This is a genomic window from Streptomyces sp. NPDC006339, from assembly GCF_040612775.1.
GTDB lineage: Bacteria > Actinomycetota > Actinomycetes > Streptomycetales > Streptomycetaceae > Streptomyces.
This window is the reverse complement of record NZ_JBEXQW010000020.1, coordinates 118998-141285: the sequence shown is the minus strand read 5'-3', so window position 1 is coordinate 141285 and position 22288 is coordinate 118998. Positions and strand designations below refer to the sequence as shown.

The following is a 22288-nucleotide window of genomic DNA, read 5'->3' as shown; positions in this document are numbered from 1 at the left end:
ATCGCCAGCGCGCGGGCGATGGCCACGCGCTGCTGCTGGCCGCCGGAGAGCTGCGAGGGGTAGTTGCCCATGCGGTCGCGCAGGCCGACCCGGTCCAGCAGGCGCTCGGCGCGCTCGCGGGCCACGGCCTTGGACTCGCCCTTCACCTGGATGGGCGCCTCCATCACGTTGGCCAGGGCCGTCATGTGGGGGAAGAGGTTGAAGCGCTGGAAGACCATGCCGATGTCGCGGCGCTGGGCGGCGACCTCGCTGTCCTTCAGCTCGTAGAGCTTGTCGCCCTTCTGGCGGTAGCCCACGAGCTGCCCGTCGACGGACAGGCGGCCGCCGTCGATGCGCTCCAGGTGGTTGATGCAGCGCAGGAAGGTGGACTTGCCGGAGCCGGACGGGCCGACCAGGCAGAACACCTCACCGCTGTGCACCTCGAGGTCGATACCGCGCAGGATGTGCGCGGCGCCGTAGGACTTGTGGACGCCTTCGGCCTTGACCATGGGCTGGCCGGTCATCGGGTCGCCTCCGGGGAACGCTTGAACGTGGTCAGGTTCTTCTTGACCCGCTGCCACGGGGTGGGCGGCAGGGTGCGGAGGGAACCGCGGGAGAAGCGACGCTCCAGGTAGTACTGGCCGACGCTGAACACGCTGGTCAGCGCCAGGTACCAGATGGAGGCCACGAAGAGCATCTCCATCACGGCACCGGCCGTGGAGCCGATGTTCGAGGACGCGCGCAGCAGTTCGGTGTACTGCACGGCCGAGACCAGGGACGAGGTCTTCAGCATGTTGATGAACTCGTTGCCGGTCGGCGGCACGATCACCCGCATGGCCTGCGGAAGGACGATCCGCCCCATGGTCTTCGTCTGGGACATGCCGAGCGCGTGGGCCGCCTCGGTCTGGCCCTCGTCGACCGACTGGATGCCGGCGCGGACGATCTCCGCCATGTAGGCGCCCTCGTTGAGGCCGAGGCCGAGCAGCGCGACCATGAACGGCGTCATGACGTCGACGGTCTCGTTCTTGTAGATCGGCCCGAGGTTGATGTACTCGAAGATCAGCGACAGGTTGAACCAGACCAGCAACTGCACGTACACCGGGGTGCCGCGGAAGAACCAGATGTAGAGCCAGGCGACCGCGCCGGTGACCGGGTTCTTCGAGAGCCGCATGACGGCGAAGAGGATGCCCAGGACCAGGCCGAGCGCCATGGAGGCGACGCTGATGATGATGGTGTTCGCGAGGCCGTCGAGGATCGACGTGTCGAACAGCTTGTCCCACACCGTGTCCCAGATGATGTTTCCCTGGGAGAAGGCGTAGAAGAGCCACCCGAGGAGGACCACGACCACGACCGCGCTGATCCAGCGGCCGTAGTGGCGTACGGGGATGGCCTTGATCGCCTCGTAGGGAGTGCCCGAGGGGCCGGACCCGGCCGGTGCGGCGGCCGGGTCCTTGGAGATCTTGTCAGTCACGACGACTGCCCTTCAGTGGAGCGAGGAGCGAGGAGATCACTTGCCGGCGTTGATCGTCGCCGACTTCACGGCGCTGCCCTCGACGTTCCACTTCTTCAGGACCTCCGCGTAGGAGCCGTCCTTGATGATCGCGTCGAGCGCCTCCTTGATGGCGTCGCGCAGCTCGGGCTTGTCCTTGGACACACCGATGCCGAAGAGGCCGACGTCGCTCTGGCTGCCGACGACCTCGAAGTCGTTGCCGCCGCCCGAGGTCTTCGCGATGTACGCGGCCACCGGGTAGTCGTTCAGGTCCGCGACGGCACCGCCGGCCTTGACGCGGGTCTGGGCCTCGGCGTCGGTGTCGAACGCCTGGATGGTCAGCTTCTTCGCGCCGCACTTCGCGGCCTGCGCCTTGAAGGTGTCCTCGTAGATCGTGCCGCGCTGGACGGCGACGGTCTTGCCGCACAGGTCGTCGAGGGAGTTGACGCCCTGCGGGTTGCCCTTCTTGACCAGCAGGGAGACGCCGGAGCTGAAGTAGTCGACGAAGTCGATGCCCTTGCCGATCTTCTTCCCGCTGTCGTCCAGGCCCTCCTGGCGCTTCTTGTTGTCCGTCATCGAGGACATGATCAGGTCCTGGCGACCGGTGTAGATCGAGGTGATCAGGCCGTCGAAGGTGCCCGAGGTGAACTTGAACTCGACGCCGAGCTGCTTGCTCAGCGCCTGCGCGATGTCGGGGTCGACACCGACGATCTTGCCGCCCTCGGTGAACTCCATGGGGGCGTACGAGGCGTCCGTGCCGACCTTGATGACGCCGGCCTTCTGGATGTCGGCCGGAAGCTTCGAGAACAGCGGGGCCTTGCTCGCGGCGGCGGTGGAGTCGCCGCCCTCCTTGGTGGAGCCGCCCTCGGTCTGGTCGCCACAGGCGGTCAGCAGCATCGAGCCGGCGACCGCGATGGCGGCGACCGCGGCAAGACGGGACGTACGGGTCTTGGCGGCGGTCGTACAGCGCGTGGAGCGTGCGGTCATGGTCGGGTTCCTCCGGCGTGTGAGGGAGTTGCCTTAGGCCGCGCACGCACCTTCGAGTGCCGCGACCTCGTGTGATTACGGCATCTTGCCATTCGGACTGCCGCAAACCGACGGCCAAGGATGTCAAAATCGGGTAACGGGTGGTGGCCGAAACGCGGTGGCCAGTCCTCCCAAGGCAAAACCTTCTCCGGAGAGGTGGCTACCCCACCGTAAATTCTCCTGTTGATCTCGCCATTCGGACGACACGAAGGCCGCTATTCGGGTCGGGAAAGTATCTATCCGGACATCGGGCGACGTGTCGTTCTCCGTGCGTGTCCGGTAGCGCTCGGTATGAGTCGTGTCACCGAGGCTTCACGGACTCGTCTCCGGACCCGTCTGTCCGGTAAGAAGGATCCTTACACCCCTCATCCGGGGCTCAGGGCGCGTTGTGCGGCGCGCCCGCGCGGCTGCCAGACACGGCGGCCGCGGGACCCACCCACCCCTCCTCAACCGGGAGCGGCCACCCTCAAATGAAGAAGACTTAAGGGGTCAACCCAATGGCAGCGGAGATCGTCAATCCTCGCAGCGAGAGCGGCACGGAAGGGGCTCCCGGCGAGCCCTTCGATCCGGCCTTCGCGCTGCACCGCGGCGGCAAGATGGCCATCACGGCCACGGTGCCGCTGCGCGACAAGGACGACCTGTCCCTCGCGTACACGCCCGGCGTCGCCAAGGTGTGCACGGCAATCGCGGAGCAGCCCGAGCTGGTCAACGACTACACCTGGAAGTCACAGGTCGTCGCGGTCGTGACCGACGGCACGGCGGTGCTCGGCCTCGGCGACATCGGCCCGGAGGCGTCGCTTCCGGTCATGGAGGGGAAGGCCATCCTCTTCAAGCAGTTCGGAGGCGTGGACGCGGTGCCGATCGCGCTCGCCACCACCGACACCGACGAGATCGTCGAGACCGTCGTCCGGCTCGCCCCGTCCTTCGGCGGCGTGAACCTGGAGGACATCTCGGCGCCCCGGTGCTTCGAGATCGAGCGCAAGCTCCAGGAGCGCCTGGACATCCCGGTCTTCCACGACGACCAGCACGGCACCGCGATCGTCACCCTCGCCGCCCTGCGCAACGCGGCGAAGCTGACCGGCCGGACCCTCGGCGACCTGCGCGCCGTCATCTCCGGCGCCGGTGCGGCCGGTGTGGCCATCGCGAAGTTCCTGCTGGAGGCCGGGCTCGGCGACGTCGCCGTGGCCGACCGCAAGGGCATCGTCAGCCGCGACCGCGAGGACCTCACGGACGTCAAGCGCGAGATCGCCGAGCTCACCAACAAGGCGGGTCTCACCGGCTCCCTGGAGACCGCCCTGGCCGGCGCGGACGTCTTCATCGGCGTCTCCGGCGGTACGGTCCCGGAGGAGGCGGTCGCGTCCATGGCGCCGAACGCCTTCGTGTTCGCCATGGCCAACCCGAACCCCGAGGTGCACCCGGACGTCGCGCACAAGTACGCGGCGGTCGTGGCCACCGGCCGTTCGGACTACCCGAACCAGATCAACAACGTCCTCGCGTTCCCCGGCATCTTCGCCGGCGCGCTCCAGGTCCGGGCCTCCCGGATCACCGAGGGCATGAAGATCGCCGCGGCCAACGCGATCGCGGACGTGGTCGGCGAGCAGCTCTCCGCCGACTGCGTGATCCCGTCGCCGTTCGACGAGCGGGTCGCCCCGGCCGTCGCGGCCGCGGTCGCCGCCGCCGCCCGCGCGGAGGGCGTCGCCCGCCGCTGACGCGGACGTCGTACGTGACGCGCGCGTCGTGCGGACGCGGGCGCCGTACGCGAGATGTGCGAGGGGCCCCGTACCGAGCTCAGGCCGGTGCGGGGCCCCTCGCGCGTGTCCGGGTCGCGCGCGTCCGGGGCCGGGCGCGGGCGCGGCGCGGGGGCCGGCCGGGTGTACGGGGGCTGGTGCGGGCGCGGGAGGGGCGGGGGCGCGGGGGGACATGCGTCACACCGGCGCGTGGTTCCGTCGCGTACCGCCACCGTCCTACGCTCAGGGCCATGTTCGCCGCCTACGCTGCCCGAATCGACCGCGACCAGCCCCTGAACGGCCTCGAACTGGGCGAACGCCCCGAGCCCGAGGCCCGTCCCGGCTGGACCACCGTCACCGTCAAGGCCGCCTCGCTCAACCACCACGACCTGTGGTCGCTGCGCGGGGTCGGACTGCCCGAGGAGAAGCTGCCGATGATCCTCGGCTGCGACGCCGCCGGCATCGACGAGCACGGCAACGAGGTCGTCCTGCACTCCGTCATCGGCCAGTCCGGCCACGGCGTCGGCCCCGACGAGCCCCGCTCCATCCTGACCGAGCGCTACCAGGGCACCTTCGCCGAGCGGGTCACCGTGCCCCGTTGGAACGTGCTGCCCAAGCCCAAGGAGCTCTCCTTCGAGGAGGCCGCCTGCCTGCCGACCGCCTGGCTCACCGCGTACCGCATGCTCTTCACCAACGCCGGTGTCCGGCCCGGTGACTCGGTCCTCGTGCAGGGCGCGGGCGGCGGCGTCGCCACCGCCGCCATCGCGCTCGGCAAGGCGGCCGGCCTGCGGGTCTTCGCCACCAGCCGGGACGAGGCCAAGCGCAAGCGGGCCGTCGAGCTCGGCGCCGTCGAGGCGTACGAGCCGGGCGCGCGGCTGCCGCAGCGGGTGGACGCCGTCATCGAGACCGTCGGCGCCGCCACCTGGTCCCACTCGGTGAAGTCGCTGCGCCCCGGCGGCACGCTCGTCATCTCGGGCGCCACCAGCGGCGACCGCCCCTCGCACGCCGAGCTGACCCGGATCTTCTTCCTGGAGCTCAAGGTGGTCGGCTCCACCATGGGCTCCAAGGACGAGCTGGAGGACCTGCTCTCCTTCTGCGCGGCCACGGGGCTGCGGCCGGTGATCGACGAGGTGCTGCCGCTCGACCGGGCCCGTGAGGGCTTCGAGAAGATGGCCTCCGGCGAACTCTTCGGAAAGATCGTGCTCACAACCTCTTGATGACGCGTCAGGAGAGCTGATGGGATCTCCGGCACCGCGAAAGGTGAACAACGCTCACATCGTCGTGCCGGAGGTCCCCTTGTTGCGAACCACCCTCGTGGCGGGCGCCGTCGCCGCCTCACTGCTCGCCCCGACCACCGCCCGGGCGGAGACCGGGGACGCGATACCCGTCCTCACCGATTCCCACGGCCGCGCCCTCACCCTGCGCGGCTGGAACGTCGAGGACAAGACGAACCGGGGCGAGGCCGCCCTCTCCGCCATCACCGAGAAGCACTTCCGCGACATGCGGGCCAAGGGCTTCAACTTCGCCCGCCTCCTGGTCTTCTGGGACGACCTGGAGCCCCGCCCCGGCCACTACAGCCAGGACTACCTGCGGAAGATCGAACGCGTCCTGGACTGGGCCGAGAAGCACGACGTCCAGGTCCTCATCGACGCCCACCAGGACGTCTTCGGGCCCGCCTTCGGCCACCGGGGCATCCCCGCCTGGGCGACCAGGACCGACGGCCTGCCCTTCACCCCGCGCCCCGACGACTGGTTCTCCGAGTACTTCGAACCGGCCGTCCAACGGGCCTTCACCCACCTCTACGAGGACCCCGACCTGCGGGCCGCCCAGGCCCGGATGTGGCGCGTGCTCGCCGAACGCTTCCGCGACCATCCCGCCGTGCTCGGCTACGACCTCATCAACGAACCCATGGGCGAGCTGCGGGAGGGCGAGGACCTGCCGACCGCCGCGCGCCGGATCGAGCGCGAGCAGCTCACCCCGATGTACAACCGGCTCGCGGACGCGGTCCGTTCGGCCGACCGGGACGGCTGGATCTTCGTCGAGCCCACCCCCATCGTCGGCGAGGGCGTGCCGACCGGTCTCGGCCGGATCGACGACCCGAAGGTGGTCTACGCCCCGCACTTCTACAACACCGGCATGGAGGCGGGCGCCGACTACGACCCCGAGGCCGGCTGGATCGAGAACTACGAGCGCGCCGTCACCCTGTACCCCAAGGAGTACAAGGTCCCCGTGGTGGTCGGGGAGTGGGGTCCGCTCAACAACTCCCTTCCGAACATGAACCGCTTCTACCGTGACGCCATGGCCTCCCTCGGCCGCTACGGCTCCGGCTGGGCCGGCTATGTGTGGTGCTACGGCGGCGGCTACTGCGCCGTGGACGGCGCCGGAACCTTCCGTACGAACAAGGAGCTGACCGCCGAGCCGTACGCGGAGGCCGTCGCCGGCACCGTCCGCTCCTCCGCGTACGACTCCGGGTCCGGCGTCTACCGCCTGGCGTACGACTCCGCCCGCCGCGGCCCTCGCGTCACCGAGCTCTCCCTGCCCCCGGGCGCGTGGCAGGTCGCGGCCCGGGGGAGGGCGATCGTGCTCCGGCCCGCCCCTGGCAAGGCCCTGGTCCTCGCCGCCCCGGGCGCCCGTGTCTCGGTGACGGTGACGGCCGCGCGGGGCTGAGGGCGGCGGGCCCTAGGCGTTTCTCCGGTCGGGGTTCAGGAGGGACAGGATGCCGTCCGCCGCCGCTCCCAGGTGGCGGCGGGCGTCGGCCAGTTGCTCGCGGGTGACGCCGTGGTCCCTCGCCGCGTCCCGGATGTCGTCGCGGAAGCGGTCGAGGAGCCGGTCCAGCTCACGGGCCGGCTCGGCCGCCCCGTCGATGTCCTTGGCCCAGTCGGAGACGGCCTGCTCGGCGGAGGCGGGCCGCCCCGCGCCGCCCGCGCCGCCCGCGCCGCCCGCGCCGTGCGCCGTGCCGTGCACCGTGCCCGTCACCAGGTCGCCGAGCTGGGCGGTGATGTCGGAGATGCCCTCCCAGACGCCCTTCGGCCACTCGCCCCGGGCCATCCGGTCCTGGACCTGCTCCTGGACCTGCCGGGCGATCCGCTGGAACTCCTTCGCCTGGCGCCGGGCCGACTGGGCCTCGGCCCGCGCCTGACGGGCCTGCTCACGCCACTCCTGCTTCGCCTTGCGCAGCTCCTCCTTGGCGTCGGCGAAGGACGACCCCGTGCTGCGGGAGGCGCTCGCCGCCGCCCGCATCTCGCTGCGCAGCTTGCCCGCGGCGCCGCGCACGTCGTCGCGGATCTCGGCGGCCAGCTCGGAGACGGACTCGCGGATCTCCACTTCCAGGTCCGCGAGTTCGCCGCCGCGTCCGGCCAGCTCGGCACGCCCGGCGTCGGTGATCGAATAGACCTTCCGGCCGCCCTCGGTGGCATGGGTGACCAGGCCCTCGGCCTCCAGCTTGGCGAGCCGCGGGTACACCGTGCCCGCCGAGGGTGCGTAGAGCCCCTGGAAACGCTCCTCCAGGAGGCGGATGACCTCGTACCCGTGGCGGGGGGCCTCGTCGAGCAGCTTGAGGAGGTAGAGGCGCAGGCGGCCGTGGGCGAAGACGGGGGGCATGTCAGAGGACCTTTCCGGACGCGGGGGAGGCGGCGGTCCAGCCGTCGCCGTCGGGCTCCGGCTCGGGGCGGCGCAGCAGGGCGATGGAGCCGGAGATCGTGGTCGCCTTGAGCGTGCCGCGACCGGCGCCGAGGGTGCCGGTGATGGTCTTGGCGCCCCACTGTCCGCCGACCCGCAGGTCCTCGAAGGCGTTGGAGACCGACCCGCTGGTGGTGCTCGCCTGGACCGTGGCGTCGGCGGGGTGCGGCAGCCGGATGGCGACCTCGCCGGAGACGCTGGTGAGCCGGATGTCGGCGGGCGGCCCGTCGAGGCCGGCGGACGGATCGAGGTCGACGACCATGTCGCCGCTGACCGTCTCGGCCTTCACGGAGGCGCCCGCGCCCTCGATGACGGTGACGTCGCCGGTCACCGAGTTGACGTGGAGCGCTCCCGTGACGGACTGCGCCTCCAGGTTGCCCGACACGGTCTCGGCGCGGACCGGACCGGCCAGGCCGACGAGCGTGGTGTCGCCGGTGACGCCGCGCACCGCCGTGCGTCCCCGCACGCCGGAGATCACGGTCTCGGCGCCGACCGCCCCGACCTCGACGTCGGTCCCGGCCGGGACGGCGACCGAGACGACCACCCGGCGCCGGTGGCCACTGGGATCGAGCCACTTGAGGAGACCCGTCCAGTGCAGGTCCTCGTAACTCACCGTCAGGGTGGAGCCCTCCTGCGAGACGACGAGCGGTGGGCCCTCGATCTCGGAGATCTCCAGGCGGGCGGAACTCTCGTCGGTCCCCACCACGTTCACCGTGCCGTTGACGACACGGATCCGGAGCCGGCTCACGGGGTCGGTCAGCGGGATCTTGCGAGGCTCGGTGACGGACCACTCTGTCATGGTGCTGACCTCCCGTGTCATGGCGGACGCCGGCGCCGCGACCGGGGGCACCGACGACGCAACATATATCGCGTCTCTGGTGAACACGATATATCGCGGTCGGGTCACGTCAACCCCGACTCTCCCCTGACAGGGTCGACCAAGGGTGGGGCGATCACTGACGGATCGGGACAAACTGCCCTAGCGTAGGGGCCATGAACGCGAGATCGGGACCCGGCTCCGCCGGGGCGCTGCTGCTCTGCCGGGCCGAGGCCACGGCGGTCCGCCCGCCGGCCCGACTGCTGCCGGAACAGCCGTTCCTCGCCCCCGCCGGACCCGGCTGGACCGTCCTCGTACCCGAGGGGAAGCCCTGGCTCGACGACGCGGAACCCGTCGAGCGGGTCGTCACCGGCTGGGCCACCGCCCTCGCCGTCGGCACCGCCGGCCGCCCGGTCCTCGCGCTGTGGTGGGACGCCGACCGGGCCGGATTCACCCTCGCCTCGGGCTTCCGCCGCACCGTCGGCTACACCTGGCTCGCCGACGGCACCCCGGTCGGCGAGGACGAGGCCGTCCACACCTTCGCCGACCGGCTCGCCCTCGACCCGGTCCTCGACGTCCAGGCCCTCGAACCCCTCACGAAACCCGACCCGGACGCCGACGCCGCCGCCCGGCTCGTCGGCCTCGTCGCCGTGCTCGCCCGCACCGGACTCGCCCTGCCCGACGGCCTCGCCCCCGGCGAGAGCACCGGCAAGCTGCGCGCCGCGGCCCGCGACCGGGGCGCCGAACTCCTCGAACGGCCCGGCGTGCGCGAGTTCGTACGCGCCGGCCCCGACGCGGTGGAGGACGGCGGCCGGCCGGGCCCGGGCGCGCGTGGCCGCGGGGCCCGTCTGCTCGGCGCGGTCCAGCTCGCGGCCGGCGTGCCGCTGCTCGTCCGGGGCATCGGCCGCCGCAGCGGCGGCTGGACGACGGCCGGCGCGCTCCTCGTCGCCCATGGGGCGCTCGCGCTGGTACGCGACCGGCCGCGCGCCTCCCGTCAGCGGCTGCGGCTCGGCGACTGAGCCGCGCTCCTCGGTGGCGCCGACCCCGCCCTACTCGTCCTCGTCCTCGTCGTCGAGACGGGCCAGCCAGGTCGCGAGGCGCTCGACCGGCACCTCGAAGTCGGGGTTGAGATCGACGAAGGTCCGGAGCTGCTCGGCGAGCCACTCGAAGGTGACCTCCTCCTCGCCGCGCCGCTTCTCCAGTTCCTCGATGCCACGGTCGGTGAAGTACATGCGTTCAGAATAGGCCGTACGGAAGAACCGACCGTGTCCCCTGTTCCTCTGTTCCTCTCCCGTCCCTCGGACTAGCCTTCTTCATCATCGTTTCGGGGAGCGGGGGCCGCTGTGACGCATGGGATCGCTCGGATACGACTGGACGACGGCACGCCCGTCTGGGCCCGGATCAGCGGGGCGGAGGAGCTCGACCGGGGCAGCGGCTTCCAGGACACCGGCATCGGCGACCGGGTCGTGTCGATGGCCGGGGGCCTCACCGACGTGGTGCGCGGGGTGGTCGGCTCCCTGCGCGCGGGGCTCGACCCGCAGGGTTCGGTCGAGGTCGCCGTCAGCTTCGGCATCGAACTCTCCGCGCAGGCCGGCAAGGTGATCGGCGTCCTCGCCGACGGCGGCGGCAAGGCGTCGGTCAACGTCTCCCTCACCTGGACCGAGCCCGGCCGCGGGGTCGACCCGTCCCCGGAGACGCGGGCGGACGCGCAGACCGCACCCCCGGCACCCGCCGTCGCATCGGCACCCCCCGCCCCCGCCGCACCCCCGGCACCCGTCGTGCCTCCCGTCCCCGCACCCGCCGTCTCCCCGGAGAACGGCCCCGGCGCCGTATGAGCGCCTTCGACGCTCTCGTGCGCCCCGCACTCGTACGCATCGCCGCTCCCGGTGGCGGGTATGACCCGCACGGCGACCCGTTCTGGGGCACGGGCTTCTTCATCGCCCCCGGCTGGGTGCTGACCTGCGCCCATGTGGTGGCCAAGGGGGGAGGCGCGGTGTGGAGGAAGGAACCGGCCGTCGGCATCACCTGGGAGGGCGGCGCGACCACCGGCCGGGTCGTGCTGGCCAAGCCGCGCCCCGCCACGCCCGAGGAGACGCTCTCCTTCTGGGACTTCCCCGACCTCGCCCTCGTCCGCGTCGAGGGCGCCCGGGACGCCGCCTGCGTACGGCTCAGCGAGCGGCCGCCGACCACACCCGCGCGGGTCAGCCTGCACGGCTGGTCCCGTCAGACCGGCGAGGTCGCCGTCCGTGACGTGGAGGGCCAGGCCAACGGCTTCTCCGGCGGAGCCCTGCTGCTGCAGTGGGCGGTCCCGATCGAGGGCTGCTCCGGCGGCCCCGTCGTCGACCTGGGCCGGGGCGCCGTCATCGGCGTCAACAAGGGACGCGGCCAGAACGAGGGCGCCGCCGTCCCGCTGACCTCGCTGCGCGAGCTCCACGACGTGCCCGGCGGCGAGGTGCTGCACGAGGTGCTGCGCGCCCACGACCGCCATCACCTCGCCCGGCACCGCTCCTTCGGCTCCGGCCGCACCTGGACCGACGCCCAGACCGAGCTGTGGCCCGCCACCGCACGGGGCGTCAGCCCGGTCCGCCGGGTCCAGCTCTACGGGCGCTTCGCCGAACTGCCGCCGCCCAGCGGCCCCGGCGAGGTCATGGCCCTCGTCGACGCGGTCAAGCGCCGGGTCCTGCACCCCGAGTACCAGGCCGTCCTGGAGACCGACGCCCGCACCTGGCGGGACGGCGTCGGCCTCCTCCACGAACTGCACGCCCCCCGGCGGGAGCACGGGCCGGAGTCCACCGACCTCGGACTCGACGCCGTCCTCCTCTACGCGGCCAAGGTCGCCCGCCACCTCACCGAGCGGTACGGCCCCGGGCCCGGCATCGACGCCCTCGCCGCCTGGATCGCCGACGAGTCGGGCGGCGCACACGTCGCCGTACGCGAGGAGATCGCCGCCCTGCTCGACCCCGAGCCGCCGCGCGCCGACGGCGACGCGGGTACGGATGCGGGTGCGGGCGGTGGCCGAACCGGTGCGAGCGGGCGTGCCGACGGCGGCCTTCCCGGCCGGGAGCAGGGCGCGCGGGCCGATGTCCGCGTCGAGATCGACGCCGTCCCCTACAGCAGCCCCCGGCGCTACGCCTGGCGCGTGATGCTCCTCTTCGACGGCCGCACGGTCAGCCCGCTGCGCGGCGACGACGGGGGAGTGGCCCGCGACCGGCTCCGCGAGACCCTGCGCGGACCCCTCGTCGACGCGCTCCGCCTCGGCGACAGCGGCGACCACCTCGCCGCCGTCGAAGTGGTGCTGCCGCGCGAGCTGTTCGACGAGCCGCTGGACACATGGCGGCTCTCGCCCGACGACGAGCCCTTCGGGGAGCGCTCCCTGCCGCTCGGCCAGCGGCGGACCGTCGTCATCCGCGACCGGCACCGCAGCCACCATCCGCCGTCCCCGGAGTGGCGCAAGCGCTGGCGCGGCAGCGAGAGCGGGCCGCTGCGGGCCGTGCCGCTGCGCGCCGAGGTCCTCGCGGCGGGCGCGGACGGCGACGCCCACGCGCCGCACCTCCGCAAGGAGAGCCGGATGAGCGCGTACGAACGCCTCGACGCGGTCGGCGACGGCAGCGTGCCGGTCTACTGCGGACCGGTCGCCGGCGGCGACGGCCAGCGGGCCATGGAGGCGGCCCTCGCCGCCGGGCACCCCATCGCCCTGTGGCGGCGCTCCGCCCCCGGCCACGCCGACTGCGCCGAGTTCCACGAGCGGGCCGGCGAGCTGCTCGCCGCCGCGGCCGGCGCCGAGGAACTGCACCGCCCGGTACGGACCCTGCGCCGCATGCGGGCCGCCGACACCGAGGGCGACCCGCGTGAGCGCTCCGACCACGCCTGGGCCGAGGACCTGGCCGTCCTCTACGACCCTCCCGACCGCCCTCCGTACGAGGCGCCCCTCCAGGGCCCCCCGCTCCTCGGCGAGGCCGACGGATGACGGCCCCCACGCCCGCGTCGGCCCCCGGCCCCGCACCGGTCCCGGTGCGGGCCGGCCCCCGGCTGCCCCGCCTCGGCGGCCGCGCCCCGGCACCGACCACCCCTCCGGCCCGAAGGGCCGACCGGGCCCACCGACCGGACCGGGCCCACCGACCGGACCGGGCCCACCGACCGGACCCGGCCCACCGACCCGACCGACCCCTCCGGGCCGGCCCGTCGGGAACGCCCCTGCGTTCCGGGCCGCTCCGGCCGCTCCGGTCGCTCCGGCCGCCCCTCACGCCCGCCGCGCCCCGGTCGGCGCACCCCGCCCCGCCCGTCCCGGCCGGTGCGCCGCGAGCCCCAGGACCGCCCCCGCTCGAACTCAACCGCCCCGCAGCCGGGCCGGTTTGGGCGTCGGCAGCGGGGTATCTCGCGAGGTACGTTCGACGGGGTCGGCGAAGACAGCGCAGCCAGGAGGAGTAGGCGTGAACGATTGGCGGATCTACCGTGGTGCCGGCCATCCGCACGACGAGATACGGCGGCTGCCCGCCCCGCCGCCGTGGCGGGACTTCTCCGCCGGCGGGGCCGACGACACGCTCGCCGGCTCGGACCGGCGGCTCGGCGTGCGGCGCAGGCTCGTGCAGAACCACCACCCCCGGCCCGCCGAGACCGACGCCGTGAACGCCGCCCTCTACCTGCGCCGGCCGCTCCTGGTCACCGGCAATCCCGGCACCGGCAAGTCCACGCTCGCCCACGCCGTCGCCCATGAGCTCGGCCTCGGCCGGGTGCTGCGCTGGCCCATCGTCAGCCGGACGACGCTCCAGGACGGGCTCTACCGCTACGACGCCATCGGCCGCCTCCAGGACGTCCAGCTCGAGCGGGCCCGGGCCGACTCCGACCGCACCGCCGCGAGCCCGGCCGGCATCGGCTCGTACCTCCGGCTCGGCCCGCTCGGCACCGCGCTGCTGCCGTCCGAGCTGCCCCGGGTGCTGCTCATCGACGAGCTCGACAAGAGCGACCTCGACCTGCCCAACGACCTCCTCAACGCCCTGGAGGAGGGCGAGTTCGCCATCCCCGAGCTGGAGCGGCTCGCCGACCGCGAGCCGGTCGTCGAGGTGCTCACCGACGACGGACGCAAGGTCCCGGTGTACGGGGGACGGATCCGCTGCACCACCTTCCCCTTCATCGTCCTCACCTCCAACGGCGAACGCGACTTCCCCGCCGCCCTGTTGCGCCGCTGCATCCGCCTGGAGCTCGAACCGCCCGGCGAGGAGCAGCTCGGCGCCATGATCGAGGCCCACCTCGGGCCCGACGCGGCGGCCGCCGAACCCGGGCTCGTCGCCCGCTTCCTGGACCGGGAGCCCGGTGAGGTCATCGCCACCGACCAACTGCTCAACGCCCTCTATCTGACCCAGCACGCCCCCCGCGCCGAGCGGGTGACCCGGGACCGCATCGCGGACATGCTCATGCAGCCGCTCGATCAGCCGAGGTGATGGCCGGATGCACCGGATGCATCTGGAAGAGCTCACCCGCAGACTCCGGGCCGGCGGGCAGGACCCGACCGCCGAGGAGGTCGCGGACGCCGTCTGGCTCGCCCAGTGGCTGCCGCGCGCCGACCCGGCGGGCCCCGGCGACCGCTCCGGCGGGCGAGCCCCGGGGCAGCACCGGGACGGGGACCCGCCGCCGGGCCCGGCCCGGACCGGGACTTCCCCGGGCCGTCGGGATCCGGCCATCCCCACCCCCGCCACACCGGACCCGCGGCCCCCGGACGACCCGGCCGCACCACCGCCCCGGAGCACCGAGACCGTCGACCTCGCCCTGCCCCCGGTCGGCGGCCCGCGCCGTACCGGAGGCGTGACCGCCGGGACCGGCGCCGCCCTGCCGGTCCGCGCTCCGGGCGCCAACGCCCTGCCCGGACTCCTCGGACTGCAGAAGGCCCTCCGCCCCCTGCGCCACTACGGCGACCACCTGCCCGCGCGGCCCGGCGAAGGCCGCCTCGACGAGGAGGCCACCGCCGAACGCAGCGCCGCCTCCGGCATCCTCACCCCCGTGCTGCGGCCCGCCACCGGGCCCCGCCCCGACATCCAGCTCCTCATGGACACCGGGCCCGCGATGGTGGTGTGGACGAGGATGGTCGAGGAACTGCGCCAGGCGTGCCAGCAGTCCGGCGCCTTCCGCGACGTCCAGGTCCACCGCCTCCACGACACCGGCGAGGGCCCGCCGCTGGTCACCACCACCTCCGGACTCGACGGCCGCCCGCGGCTGCGCCCCGGCGACCAGTTGCACGACCCCACCGGGCGCCGCCTCACCCTCGTCGTCAGCGACTGCGTCGGCCCGCTCTGGCAGCGCGGCGCCGCCCAGCGGCTCATCCACCAGTGGCCGCGCCACTCCCCGCTCGCCCTCGTCCAGCCGCTGCCCCCGCGTCTGTGGCCCCGCACCGCGCTGCCCGTCGAGCCCGGCACCCTGCTGCGGCCCACCGCCCCCGGCGGTCATGTCGGCTTCGAGCCCGACGAGGCCGCCTGGGAACCCGTCGCCGCGGACCTGAGGGCCGTCCCCGTGCTCACCCCCACCCCCGAGGCCCTCGCCTCCTGGGCCCGGCTGCTGACCGGACACGGCGGGGGAGCCGTCCGCGGCTGGGCCGCCCGGATCGGCCCCGCCCCTCGGACCGCTCCCGCCGAGCGGACCGTGCCCGCCGCCCAGGACGGCCTGGCCGTCCGGAGCGTGCCCACCACCCGGGACAGCCTCGCCGGCCGGCCCGTCTCCGCCGTGCGCGCCGTTCCCGCCGGGAGCCGGCCCGCGCCCGTGGCGGCGGCCGGCGGCGCCCGGCGCGGTGACGAGGAGCTGCTGCGCGCCTTCCGCGCCGGAGCCTCCCCCGGCGCGGTACGGCTCGCCGTCCACCTCGCCGCCGCCCCTCTCGCCCTGCCCGTGATGCAGCTCGTGCAGCGCGCCATGCTCCCCGACACCGGCCCCATGGAGCTGGCCGAGGTCCTGCTCAGCGGGCTCCTGCGCCGGCTGCCCGGCCCCACCCCGTACCCCTGCTTCAGCTTTTCCCCGGCCGTGCAGGAGCACCTTCTCGGCTCGCTGGACCGGGGCGCCGCCGCGCTCGTGCTCAAGCACTGCTCCGAGTTCGTCGAGCGGCACTTCGGGCAGGGCATGCGCAACTTCCCGGCGCTGGCCGCCGCCCGGCTCGCCGGACACGGCGCCGACGAGGAAGCGGCCGCCGCGACCGGTCCCGGCGAGGAGAACGAGGAACCGGCCGGCGCCGCCGCCGAGCTCTTCGCCCGCATCCCCGCGCGCGTGCTGCGCTTCTACCACCCCGACCTGGTCACGCCCGAACCGCTCGACGCCGCCCGCCGGCTGCTCGACCAGTGGCGCCTCCAGTCCGACCCGTCCCTGCTCGACGCCGCCCTCGACCGGGCCGAGGCCGCGCTCGGCGACGACGGCCCGCCGCCCGGCCGCCCCGAGGACACCGCGGTCGCCCGGCTCGTCCTCGGCCAGGTGCTGTACGCGCAGGCCGGCACCTTCGCCGTACGGGACGGCGGACGCCGCAAGGAGCTCCTCGACCGGGCCGTGACCGAGCTCGTACGGGCCGCGGAGCTCGCCGAGCCCGGCGGCGAGACCTGGGCCGAGGCCCGCCTCGAACAGGCCGCCGCCCACTACGCCCTGTGGCGCCACACCGGAGAGGCGGACCGGCTCGACGCGGCCCTCGCCGCGCTCGACGGAGACACGGCCGACTGGCCCGAGGGGCGGCGCCACGCGCTCCTGGTCCGGCGCGGGCGGCTGCTCCTCGCCCGGGGCGAGGGACCGGACGCGGCCACGGCGTTCACCGCCGCCCTCGCCCTGCGCGCGACCGGACCCGTGCTCCTCGACCTGGCCGACGCCCTCCACCTCGCCGGCTCCGCGCCCGAGACCGTCGCCGCCGCCCTCGACCGGGCCGAACCCCTGCTCGGCGACTCCCTCGCCCTCCGGCTGCGCTGGACCACCGCGCGGGCCCGGTTGTACGAGACCACCGGCGACGGGCCCGCCGCCGACGCGGCCTACGAGCGGGCCACCCTGCTCACCCCCGCCGAGGGAGAACAGCGCGGCCGGCTCCTGCTGACCTGGGGCGAGTCCCTGCTGCGCCGGGCCGCCGCCGGCCAGGGCACCGCGCCCGTCGACCGGGCCGAGTCCGTCCTCCGCGAGGCCCTCACCAGCCTGCCCGCCGACGCCGGCGCCCGCTTCCGGGCCCGCGTCCTGATCGGCAGCGTCCTCGCCCTCCGCTTCGACCGGGCCGGCTTCCTGCCCGACCTGTACGAGAGCCGCCATCTCCTCGACGAGGCCCTGCGCACCGCCCGCGGCCCCGCCGCCCGCGCCGAGGTGTGGCTGCAACTGGGCTGGGTGCGCTACCGGTTGGCGGAGGCCGCGCGGGACGGGCAGCTCGCCGACGCCCTCACGGCCTACCAGCGCGCCGCCGACGACGAGCGCGCCGCCCACGGCGACACCCCCGGCACGGTCACCCTGGCCCGCGCCCTGCACGCCCAGGGCGCCGTGCTGTATCTGATGGACCGCCTCGCCGGGGCCGCGCAGGCGCTCGGCGCCGCCGTCGAGCAGTGGCGGCGCCTCGACGCCGTCCTCGTCCCGCTGGACTGGGCGGACGTACGGCGCACCCGCGCCCTGCTGGCCGAGGCGACCGCGACCCCACGCCCGCTCCCGGGCCGGCTGCCCCGCGCGGAGCGGCGGCGGATCGGGCCGCCGTGGTGGGCGTGGCGCGGTACGGAGACGTAGAGCGTTCCGGCGGTCCGGGGGCGGTCGGACGGACGCCCGGACGGACGCCTGGACGGACACCGGATGGACGGCTGGATAACGGGGGCGCACATGGGAGCAGTTGAGTCGAACGGGTTTCTGACTTTACGGCGTCGGGAAGAACCGCTCCGCCGCTACGACCGTGGGGGACACGCGCCGGTGAGGAGGAGCCGAGAGTGTTGGAGCACATGGAGTGGGTGGCCGATGTCGACCGGAGGGAGGCCCGCCCACCGCACCTGCCCGATCTCACGGCCGTCGACCTGCGCACCCTGCGTTTCATGGAGGATCCCGAGCTCGCGGCGGCCGTCGAGCGACTGCTGTGGCAGCCCGAGGAGCTGGCCGACGCCTGGCCGGAGGGCGCCCTCGCCGAGGACGGGGGGAGCGTCGCCCACTGACCGACTGACGCCCGGCGCCCGTCGGTTTCCGGCCAGAGCCGGGCGGCGGCGGGCCGGCCGCGACGGGAGGCGGGCATGAGCCTCGCCGGACCCCACGCGGCGGCCCTCGGCGAACTGGCCCGCACGCGCGCCGAGGCCGGCAGCGCCTCGCTGCTGCACGCTGCCCTGCACGCCCGCCGGCTGCTCCTGCTCAAAGCCCTGCTCGTCCGGGTGCAGCGGCATCGCGAGGCCGTCGACGACGCCGTGTTCCATCGCTTCGGCGCGGCCTGGCACCTGCTCGAACGGGCCGAGCGGCGCCGCCCCGACGTCGTCCGGGACCTCCTCGACTACCCCACGACGGGCGGCTGGCTGGCCGCCGCGCTCGCCGAACCGGTCGGACCGGGCCTCGACCGGCACCTCGCCCGCCTCGACGTCCTCGCCGCCACCGCCGCCCTGCGCTCCGGCTGCCCGGCACACCTGACCGTCGACGTCCCCGACGGCCTCCTCGTGCTGCCCGGCGTCGGACGGCTGAGCACCGGCGCGCCCCGCGTCCGCATCCGCTCCGGAGCCGGCACCGGCCGGCTCCGCCCCGAGCCGTCCGGACCCGCCGGCTCCGAGGTCCTGCTGCGCACCGACCCGGCGACCGGCGCCCTCACCGGCCACGGCCCCGGCTGGACCGGCCTGCACGTGCTGAGCGGCTCCGCCGCGCGCCTCGACGACATGGACCCGTACCGGGTGCCGGCCGGCGGCATCGGCCTGCCGCCCCGCCGCGCGGAGGACCACGGAGTCACCGACCGGGCCGCCTGGTCCGCCCGCTGGGAGTCCGGGCTTGACCTGCTGCACCGCACCGACCCGGCCCGCGCCGGCGAGGTGCGCCGGGCGGTGCGGGCGATCGTGCCGCTGGTGGCCCGCGGCCCCGGCTCCTTCGGCGCCACCATGAGCGCCGCGCCCGGCGCCGTCCTCACCTCCCTGCCCTCCGGGGCCGAGGACATGGCCGAGACCCTCGTCCACGAGCTGCACCACAGCAAACTGGCCACGCTGCACGAGCTGGTCCCGCTCTACGGGGCGGGCCGGGCCGCCGTGCACCGGGTCGGCTGGCGCGCCGACCCGCGGCCCATCTCCGGGGTGCTGCACGGCACCTACGCGCATCTGGCGCTGACCGACCTGTGGCGCAGGGCCGCCGTCGCCGAGGGCGTCCCGGCGGCCTGGCGGGCCCGGGCCGGTCAGCAGTTCGACCGTATCCACGATCAGGTGGGTGAAGGTCTGGCGATCCTGCTTGAATCTGATGAACTGACCACGGAGGGGCGGAAGTTCGCCCATCAGATGAGGCGGCACCACGCGAGCCTGGAAGCGGCGCCGGGGGCGACTGGGTAACACTGTGCCCACGGCACATGACACTGCGTTGCGCGGGAGCGGGACGGGAGACTCGGATGGCGGAAGTGCGGTCGGGCGGCGGTGCGTCGGCGGAACACGGCGGAAGGGCCGCGCCGGGACATGTCCTCGTGGTCTTCCCCGGCTACAACCGCCCCTGGGCGACCTGGATCAACCAGCGGCTCGAAGCCCACGGGGTGCGCGTCACCCTCCAGCGGTGGGACCCGCCGCGCGAGACCCCGCTCGCCGACTCGCTCGGCGACCTGCTGCTCGCCCGGGGCACGGTGCTGCTCGTCCTCGACGACTGGTTCTTCCAGCTCGGCCCCCGCCCCGCCGGCGAGTGGAACGAGGTCCTGCGCGGCTTCGTCCTCGAGCAGGCCGACCGCTTCGCGGCCGTCAACCTGACCAACCGCACCCTCCTGCCCGCCACCGCCGTCCTCGAACCGGTCAGCCTCTGGGGAGTCGGCGAGGAGGAGGCCGAGGCGCGGCTGCTGACCCGGCTCGGCATCGAGCCCCGCCGCTCGCCGGGCCGTCGCATCGCGCCCGGCTCCCTGGTCCGCTACCCGGAGACCCCGCCCGAGATCTGGGGCGAGATCCCGCGCCGCAACCCCCGCTTCACCGGCCGCGACGACCTCCTCACCGAGCTCCAGGAACGGCTCATGGACGCCGAGCGCGGCAAGGCCGCCTGCACCCTCCTCGGCATGTCCGGCATCGGCAAGACCCAGATCGCCGCCGAGTACGCCCACCGCTTCAGCCCCGACTACGACGTCGTCTGGTGGGTCAACTCCGACGACCGCAACGTCCAGCGCGACCGCTTCGGCGAACTCGCCGCCGCGCTCCGCCTCCCCAGCGGCAACGAACCGGGCGAACGCATCCGCGCCGTCCGCGAGGCCCTGCGCCGAGGCGACCCGCACTCCCGCTGGCTGGTGATCTTCGACGGCTGGGACGACACCGAGGGCGCCGGCGTGATGCTCCCGCAGGGCCCCGGCCACGTCCTCATCACCTCCCGCAACCGCGCCTGGGGCGAGCACACCGACATCCTCGAAGTCCCCAGCTTCGACCGGTCCGAGTCCACCGCCTACCTCATGCGCCGCGCCCCGCACATCACCGCGCCCGAGGCCGACGAGGTCGCCGCCGAGTTCGGCGACGTGCCCCTGCCGCTCGTCCAGGCCGCCGCCTGGCTCGGCGAGTCCGGCATGGAGGTCCCCGAATACCTGCGAATGGTCCGCGACGGGCGGCTGTCCACCGTGGACGAGCGGGCCGGCGACGGCTTCCCCAACGCCTCCCTCACCTCCTGGTCGATACTGATCAACCGGCTCCGGCGCGCCCAGCCGCAGGCCATCGACGTGCTCAGCCTGTGCGCGTCCTTCGCCCCCGGCCGCATCCCCCTCGGCATCGTCCGCGCCTACCCGCAGGCCGAGCTGCCCGAGGACCTGCGCTGGATGGCCACCGACCTGCCCGCCTGGAACCGCGCCCTGGACACCCTGGTCAACTACTCGGTGCTCAGCCGCGAGTCCCGGGGGCCGGCCGCCAGCCTGGAGATGGGGCCGCACCAGGAGTCCGTGCACATGCACCGGCTCGTCCACGACATCGTCGCCCGGCTCACCGACGGCGAGCACCGCGAGGCCCACCGCAAGGCGGTCCGGGCCCTGCTCGCCGAGGCCGACCCCGGCAACCCCATGGACAGCCGGCACTGGCCCCGCTACGCCGAACTCCTGCCCCACCTGGAGCCCTCCGGGGCGCTCGCCAGCCGCAACCCGCGCGTGCAGACCGCCGTCCTCAACTGCCTGCGCTACTGCTTCCGCAGCGCCGAGTTCCGGGCCGGCATCCGGCTGGCCGAGAAGATCCGCGCCCACTGGTCCACCTTCATGGACCCGCTGAGCCCCGAGATGCAGGAGCTCACCTCCCAGGAGTGCTACATCCTGCGGGCCTTCGGCCGCTTCCGCGAGGCGTACGAACTCGACCTCGCCCTGCGCGCCCGGCTCGACGAGGCCGAGACCCGCGACGAGCTCGGCACCCTGCGCTCGTCCGTCTCCATCGCCAGCGACCTGCGCTTCCTCGGCCAGTACCAGGAGTCGGAGCGGATCCAGCGCGAGGCGTTCGCCGAGGCCCAGCGCCTCCTCGGCGACCACGAGTTCCTCACCCTCGTCGCCGGGCACAACCTGGGCCTGATGCTGCGCATGCTCGGCCGCTACCAGGAGGCGTACGAGCACGACATCGCCTCCCTCGCCCGCAGCGAGAACGCGCTCGGCGCCCTCCACTCGCACACCCTCAGCGTCAGCAACGCCGTCGCTCAGGACCTGCGCCTGCTCGGCAACTACCGCGAGGCGCTGGCCCGCCAGGAGAACAACGTCCGCTTCCATCTGCAGGTGCTCGGCCCGCAGCACCTCAACACCCTCTACGCCCGGGCCCAGCTCGCCCTGTGCCGGCGCCGCGAGGGCGGCTTCCAGCAGGACCTCGGCGCCACCATGGAGAGCCTGCTGGAACAGATGGAGCAGGTCCACGGCCGCGAGCACTACATCACGCTCTCCTCCATCAACAACTACGCCAACTACCTGCGCGAGCACGGCGACCTCGCGCACGCCCGCGACCTCATCCAGGAGGCCGAGGCCGGCTACCGCGCGCTGGTCGGCCCCGCGCACCCGGTCGCCACCGGCGTCTTCGCCAACACCGCGCTCGTCCTCCAGGCCGCCGGACAGCGCGCCGACGCCCTCGCCATCCTGGAGGGCGCCCTCGCCGGGCTCACCTCCTCCCTGGGCCCCGACCACCCCTGGGTCCTCGGCTGCGCCCTCAACACCACCGCCGCCCGCAACTTCAACGGCCGGGTGAGCGACGCCGCCGAGCTCAGCCGGGAGACCCTGCGCCGGGCCCGGCACGTCCTCGGCCACGAGCACCCGCTCACCCTGTCCTGCCAGGTGGCCCTCGCGACCGACCTGCGCGGCCTGCGGGAGAACGAGGAGGCGGGCAAACTGGAGGAGGACGCCCTGCTCACCCTCACCCGCACCCTCGGCGCCCAGCACCCGCACACCCTGTCGGCCCGCCAGCGGAACCGGCCCTACTGGGACTTCGAGGCCAACCTCGGCTGAGCCCGTGGCGACGG

17 protein-coding genes are annotated in these 22288 nt (G+C 74.1%); 11 read left to right on the top strand and 6 right to left on the bottom strand.

The window, feature by feature from the left end; translation table 11 throughout:
- The 3 genes from ABZ135_RS18275 to ABZ135_RS18265 form a co-directional block, all read right to left on the bottom strand.
- Positions 1–503, bottom strand: a 503-nt coding sequence (locus tag ABZ135_RS18275) for an ATP-binding cassette domain-containing protein (protein ID WP_356696853.1), incomplete at its 3' end; no start/stop codon positions are given.
- Positions 500–1450 (bottom strand): amino acid ABC transporter permease, encoded by a 951-nt coding sequence (locus tag ABZ135_RS18270; protein WP_356696851.1) that lies wholly within the window; start codon positions 1448–1450, stop codon positions 500–502. The genes ABZ135_RS18275 and ABZ135_RS18270, both read right to left, overlap by 4 nt.
- 36 nt (positions 1451–1486) lie before the next feature.
- Complete coding sequence (locus ABZ135_RS18265; RefSeq protein ID WP_356696849.1) at positions 1487–2455, bottom strand: ABC transporter substrate-binding protein; 969 nt, start codon at positions 2453–2455, stop codon at positions 1487–1489.
- A 536-nt stretch (positions 2456–2991) separates the two neighbouring features.
- Here ABZ135_RS18265 and ABZ135_RS18260 point away from each other — a divergent pair.
- The 3 genes from ABZ135_RS18260 (at position 2992) to ABZ135_RS18250 (ending at position 6888) form a co-directional block, all read left to right on the top strand.
- The gene (locus ABZ135_RS18260; RefSeq protein WP_356696847.1) at positions 2992–4203 is read left to right on the top strand and encodes an NADP-dependent malic enzyme; all 1212 of its coding nucleotides are present in this window, start codon (positions 2992–2994) and stop codon (positions 4201–4203) included.
- A 269-nt stretch (positions 4204–4472) separates the two neighbouring features.
- A complete protein-coding gene (locus tag ABZ135_RS18255; RefSeq protein WP_356696845.1) occupies positions 4473–5438 on the top strand; it encodes a zinc-binding dehydrogenase in 966 nt (321 codons plus the stop codon).
- Positions 5439–5517: 79 nt separating this feature from the next.
- Positions 5518–6888, top strand: coding sequence for a cellulase family glycosylhydrolase (locus tag ABZ135_RS18250; RefSeq protein WP_356696843.1), 1371 nt, complete (start codon positions 5518–5520; stop codon positions 6886–6888).
- A 12-nt stretch (positions 6889–6900) separates the two neighbouring features.
- Here the strand turns inward: ABZ135_RS18250 and ABZ135_RS18245 are convergent, their stop codons facing one another.
- Together ABZ135_RS18245 and ABZ135_RS18240 are read right to left on the bottom strand one after the other, a co-directional pair.
- Entirely contained in the window at positions 6901–7821 is a 921-nt protein-coding gene (locus ABZ135_RS18245) for a helix-turn-helix transcriptional regulator (protein ID WP_356696841.1), read from the bottom strand.
- A 1-nt stretch (position 7822) separates the two neighbouring features.
- Positions 7823–8698: a DUF4097 family beta strand repeat-containing protein gene (locus ABZ135_RS18240; RefSeq protein ID WP_356696839.1), complete on the bottom strand. Its 876-nt coding sequence runs from the start codon at positions 8696–8698 to the stop codon at positions 7823–7825.
- A gap of 194 nt (positions 8699–8892) precedes the next feature.
- On the opposite strand from ABZ135_RS18240, the gene ABZ135_RS18235 reads away from it, so the two are divergent.
- The gene (locus ABZ135_RS18235; RefSeq protein ID WP_356696837.1) at positions 8893–9735 is read left to right on the top strand and encodes a hypothetical protein; all 843 of its coding nucleotides are present in this window, start codon (positions 8893–8895) and stop codon (positions 9733–9735) included.
- 30 nt (positions 9736–9765) lie between these two features.
- Here ABZ135_RS18235 and ABZ135_RS18230 read toward each other — a convergent pair whose 3' ends face one another.
- Positions 9766–9948 carry a DUF6104 family protein gene (locus ABZ135_RS18230; RefSeq protein ID WP_003961784.1) on the bottom strand — a complete coding sequence of 61 codons (183 nt, stop codon included), beginning with the start codon at positions 9946–9948 and terminating at the stop codon, positions 9766–9768.
- Positions 9949–10059: 111 nt separating this feature from the next.
- Between ABZ135_RS18230 and ABZ135_RS18225 the strand changes: the two genes are divergently transcribed.
- From ABZ135_RS18225 to fxsT, 7 genes are all read left to right on the top strand, one after another.
- Positions 10060–10551, top strand: a complete 492-nt coding sequence (locus ABZ135_RS18225; protein ID WP_356696835.1) for a CU044_2847 family protein — start codon at positions 10060–10062, stop codon at positions 10549–10551.
- The gene (locus ABZ135_RS18220; protein WP_356696833.1) at positions 10548–12683 is read left to right on the top strand and encodes a trypsin-like peptidase domain-containing protein; all 2136 of its coding nucleotides are present in this window, start codon (positions 10548–10550) and stop codon (positions 12681–12683) included. The genes ABZ135_RS18225 and ABZ135_RS18220 overlap by 4 nt, the downstream gene beginning before the upstream one ends.
- 463 nt (positions 12684–13146) lie before the next feature.
- Positions 13147–14154 (top strand): MoxR family ATPase, encoded by a 1008-nt coding sequence (locus tag ABZ135_RS18215; RefSeq protein WP_356696831.1) that lies wholly within the window; start codon positions 13147–13149, stop codon positions 14152–14154.
- A 7-nt stretch (positions 14155–14161) separates the two neighbouring features.
- A complete protein-coding gene (locus tag ABZ135_RS18210) occupies positions 14162–17425 on the top strand; it encodes an SAV_2336 N-terminal domain-related protein (RefSeq protein WP_356696829.1) in 3264 nt (1087 codons plus the stop codon).
- A 194-nt stretch (positions 17426–17619) separates the two neighbouring features.
- Complete coding sequence (locus tag ABZ135_RS18205; protein WP_356696827.1) at positions 17620–17838, top strand: hypothetical protein; 219 nt, start codon at positions 17620–17622, stop codon at positions 17836–17838.
- A 75-nt stretch (positions 17839–17913) separates the two neighbouring features.
- Positions 17914–19191: an HEXXH motif-containing putative peptide modification protein gene (locus tag ABZ135_RS18200; RefSeq protein WP_356696825.1), complete on the top strand. Its 1278-nt coding sequence runs from the start codon at positions 17914–17916 to the stop codon at positions 19189–19191.
- A 56-nt stretch (positions 19192–19247) separates the two neighbouring features.
- Positions 19248–22274 carry an FxSxx-COOH system tetratricopeptide repeat protein gene (gene fxsT, locus ABZ135_RS18195; protein ID WP_356696823.1) on the top strand — a complete coding sequence of 1009 codons (3027 nt, stop codon included), beginning with the start codon at positions 19248–19250 and terminating at the stop codon, positions 22272–22274.
- The last annotated feature ends 14 nt before the right edge of the window (positions 22275–22288 follow it).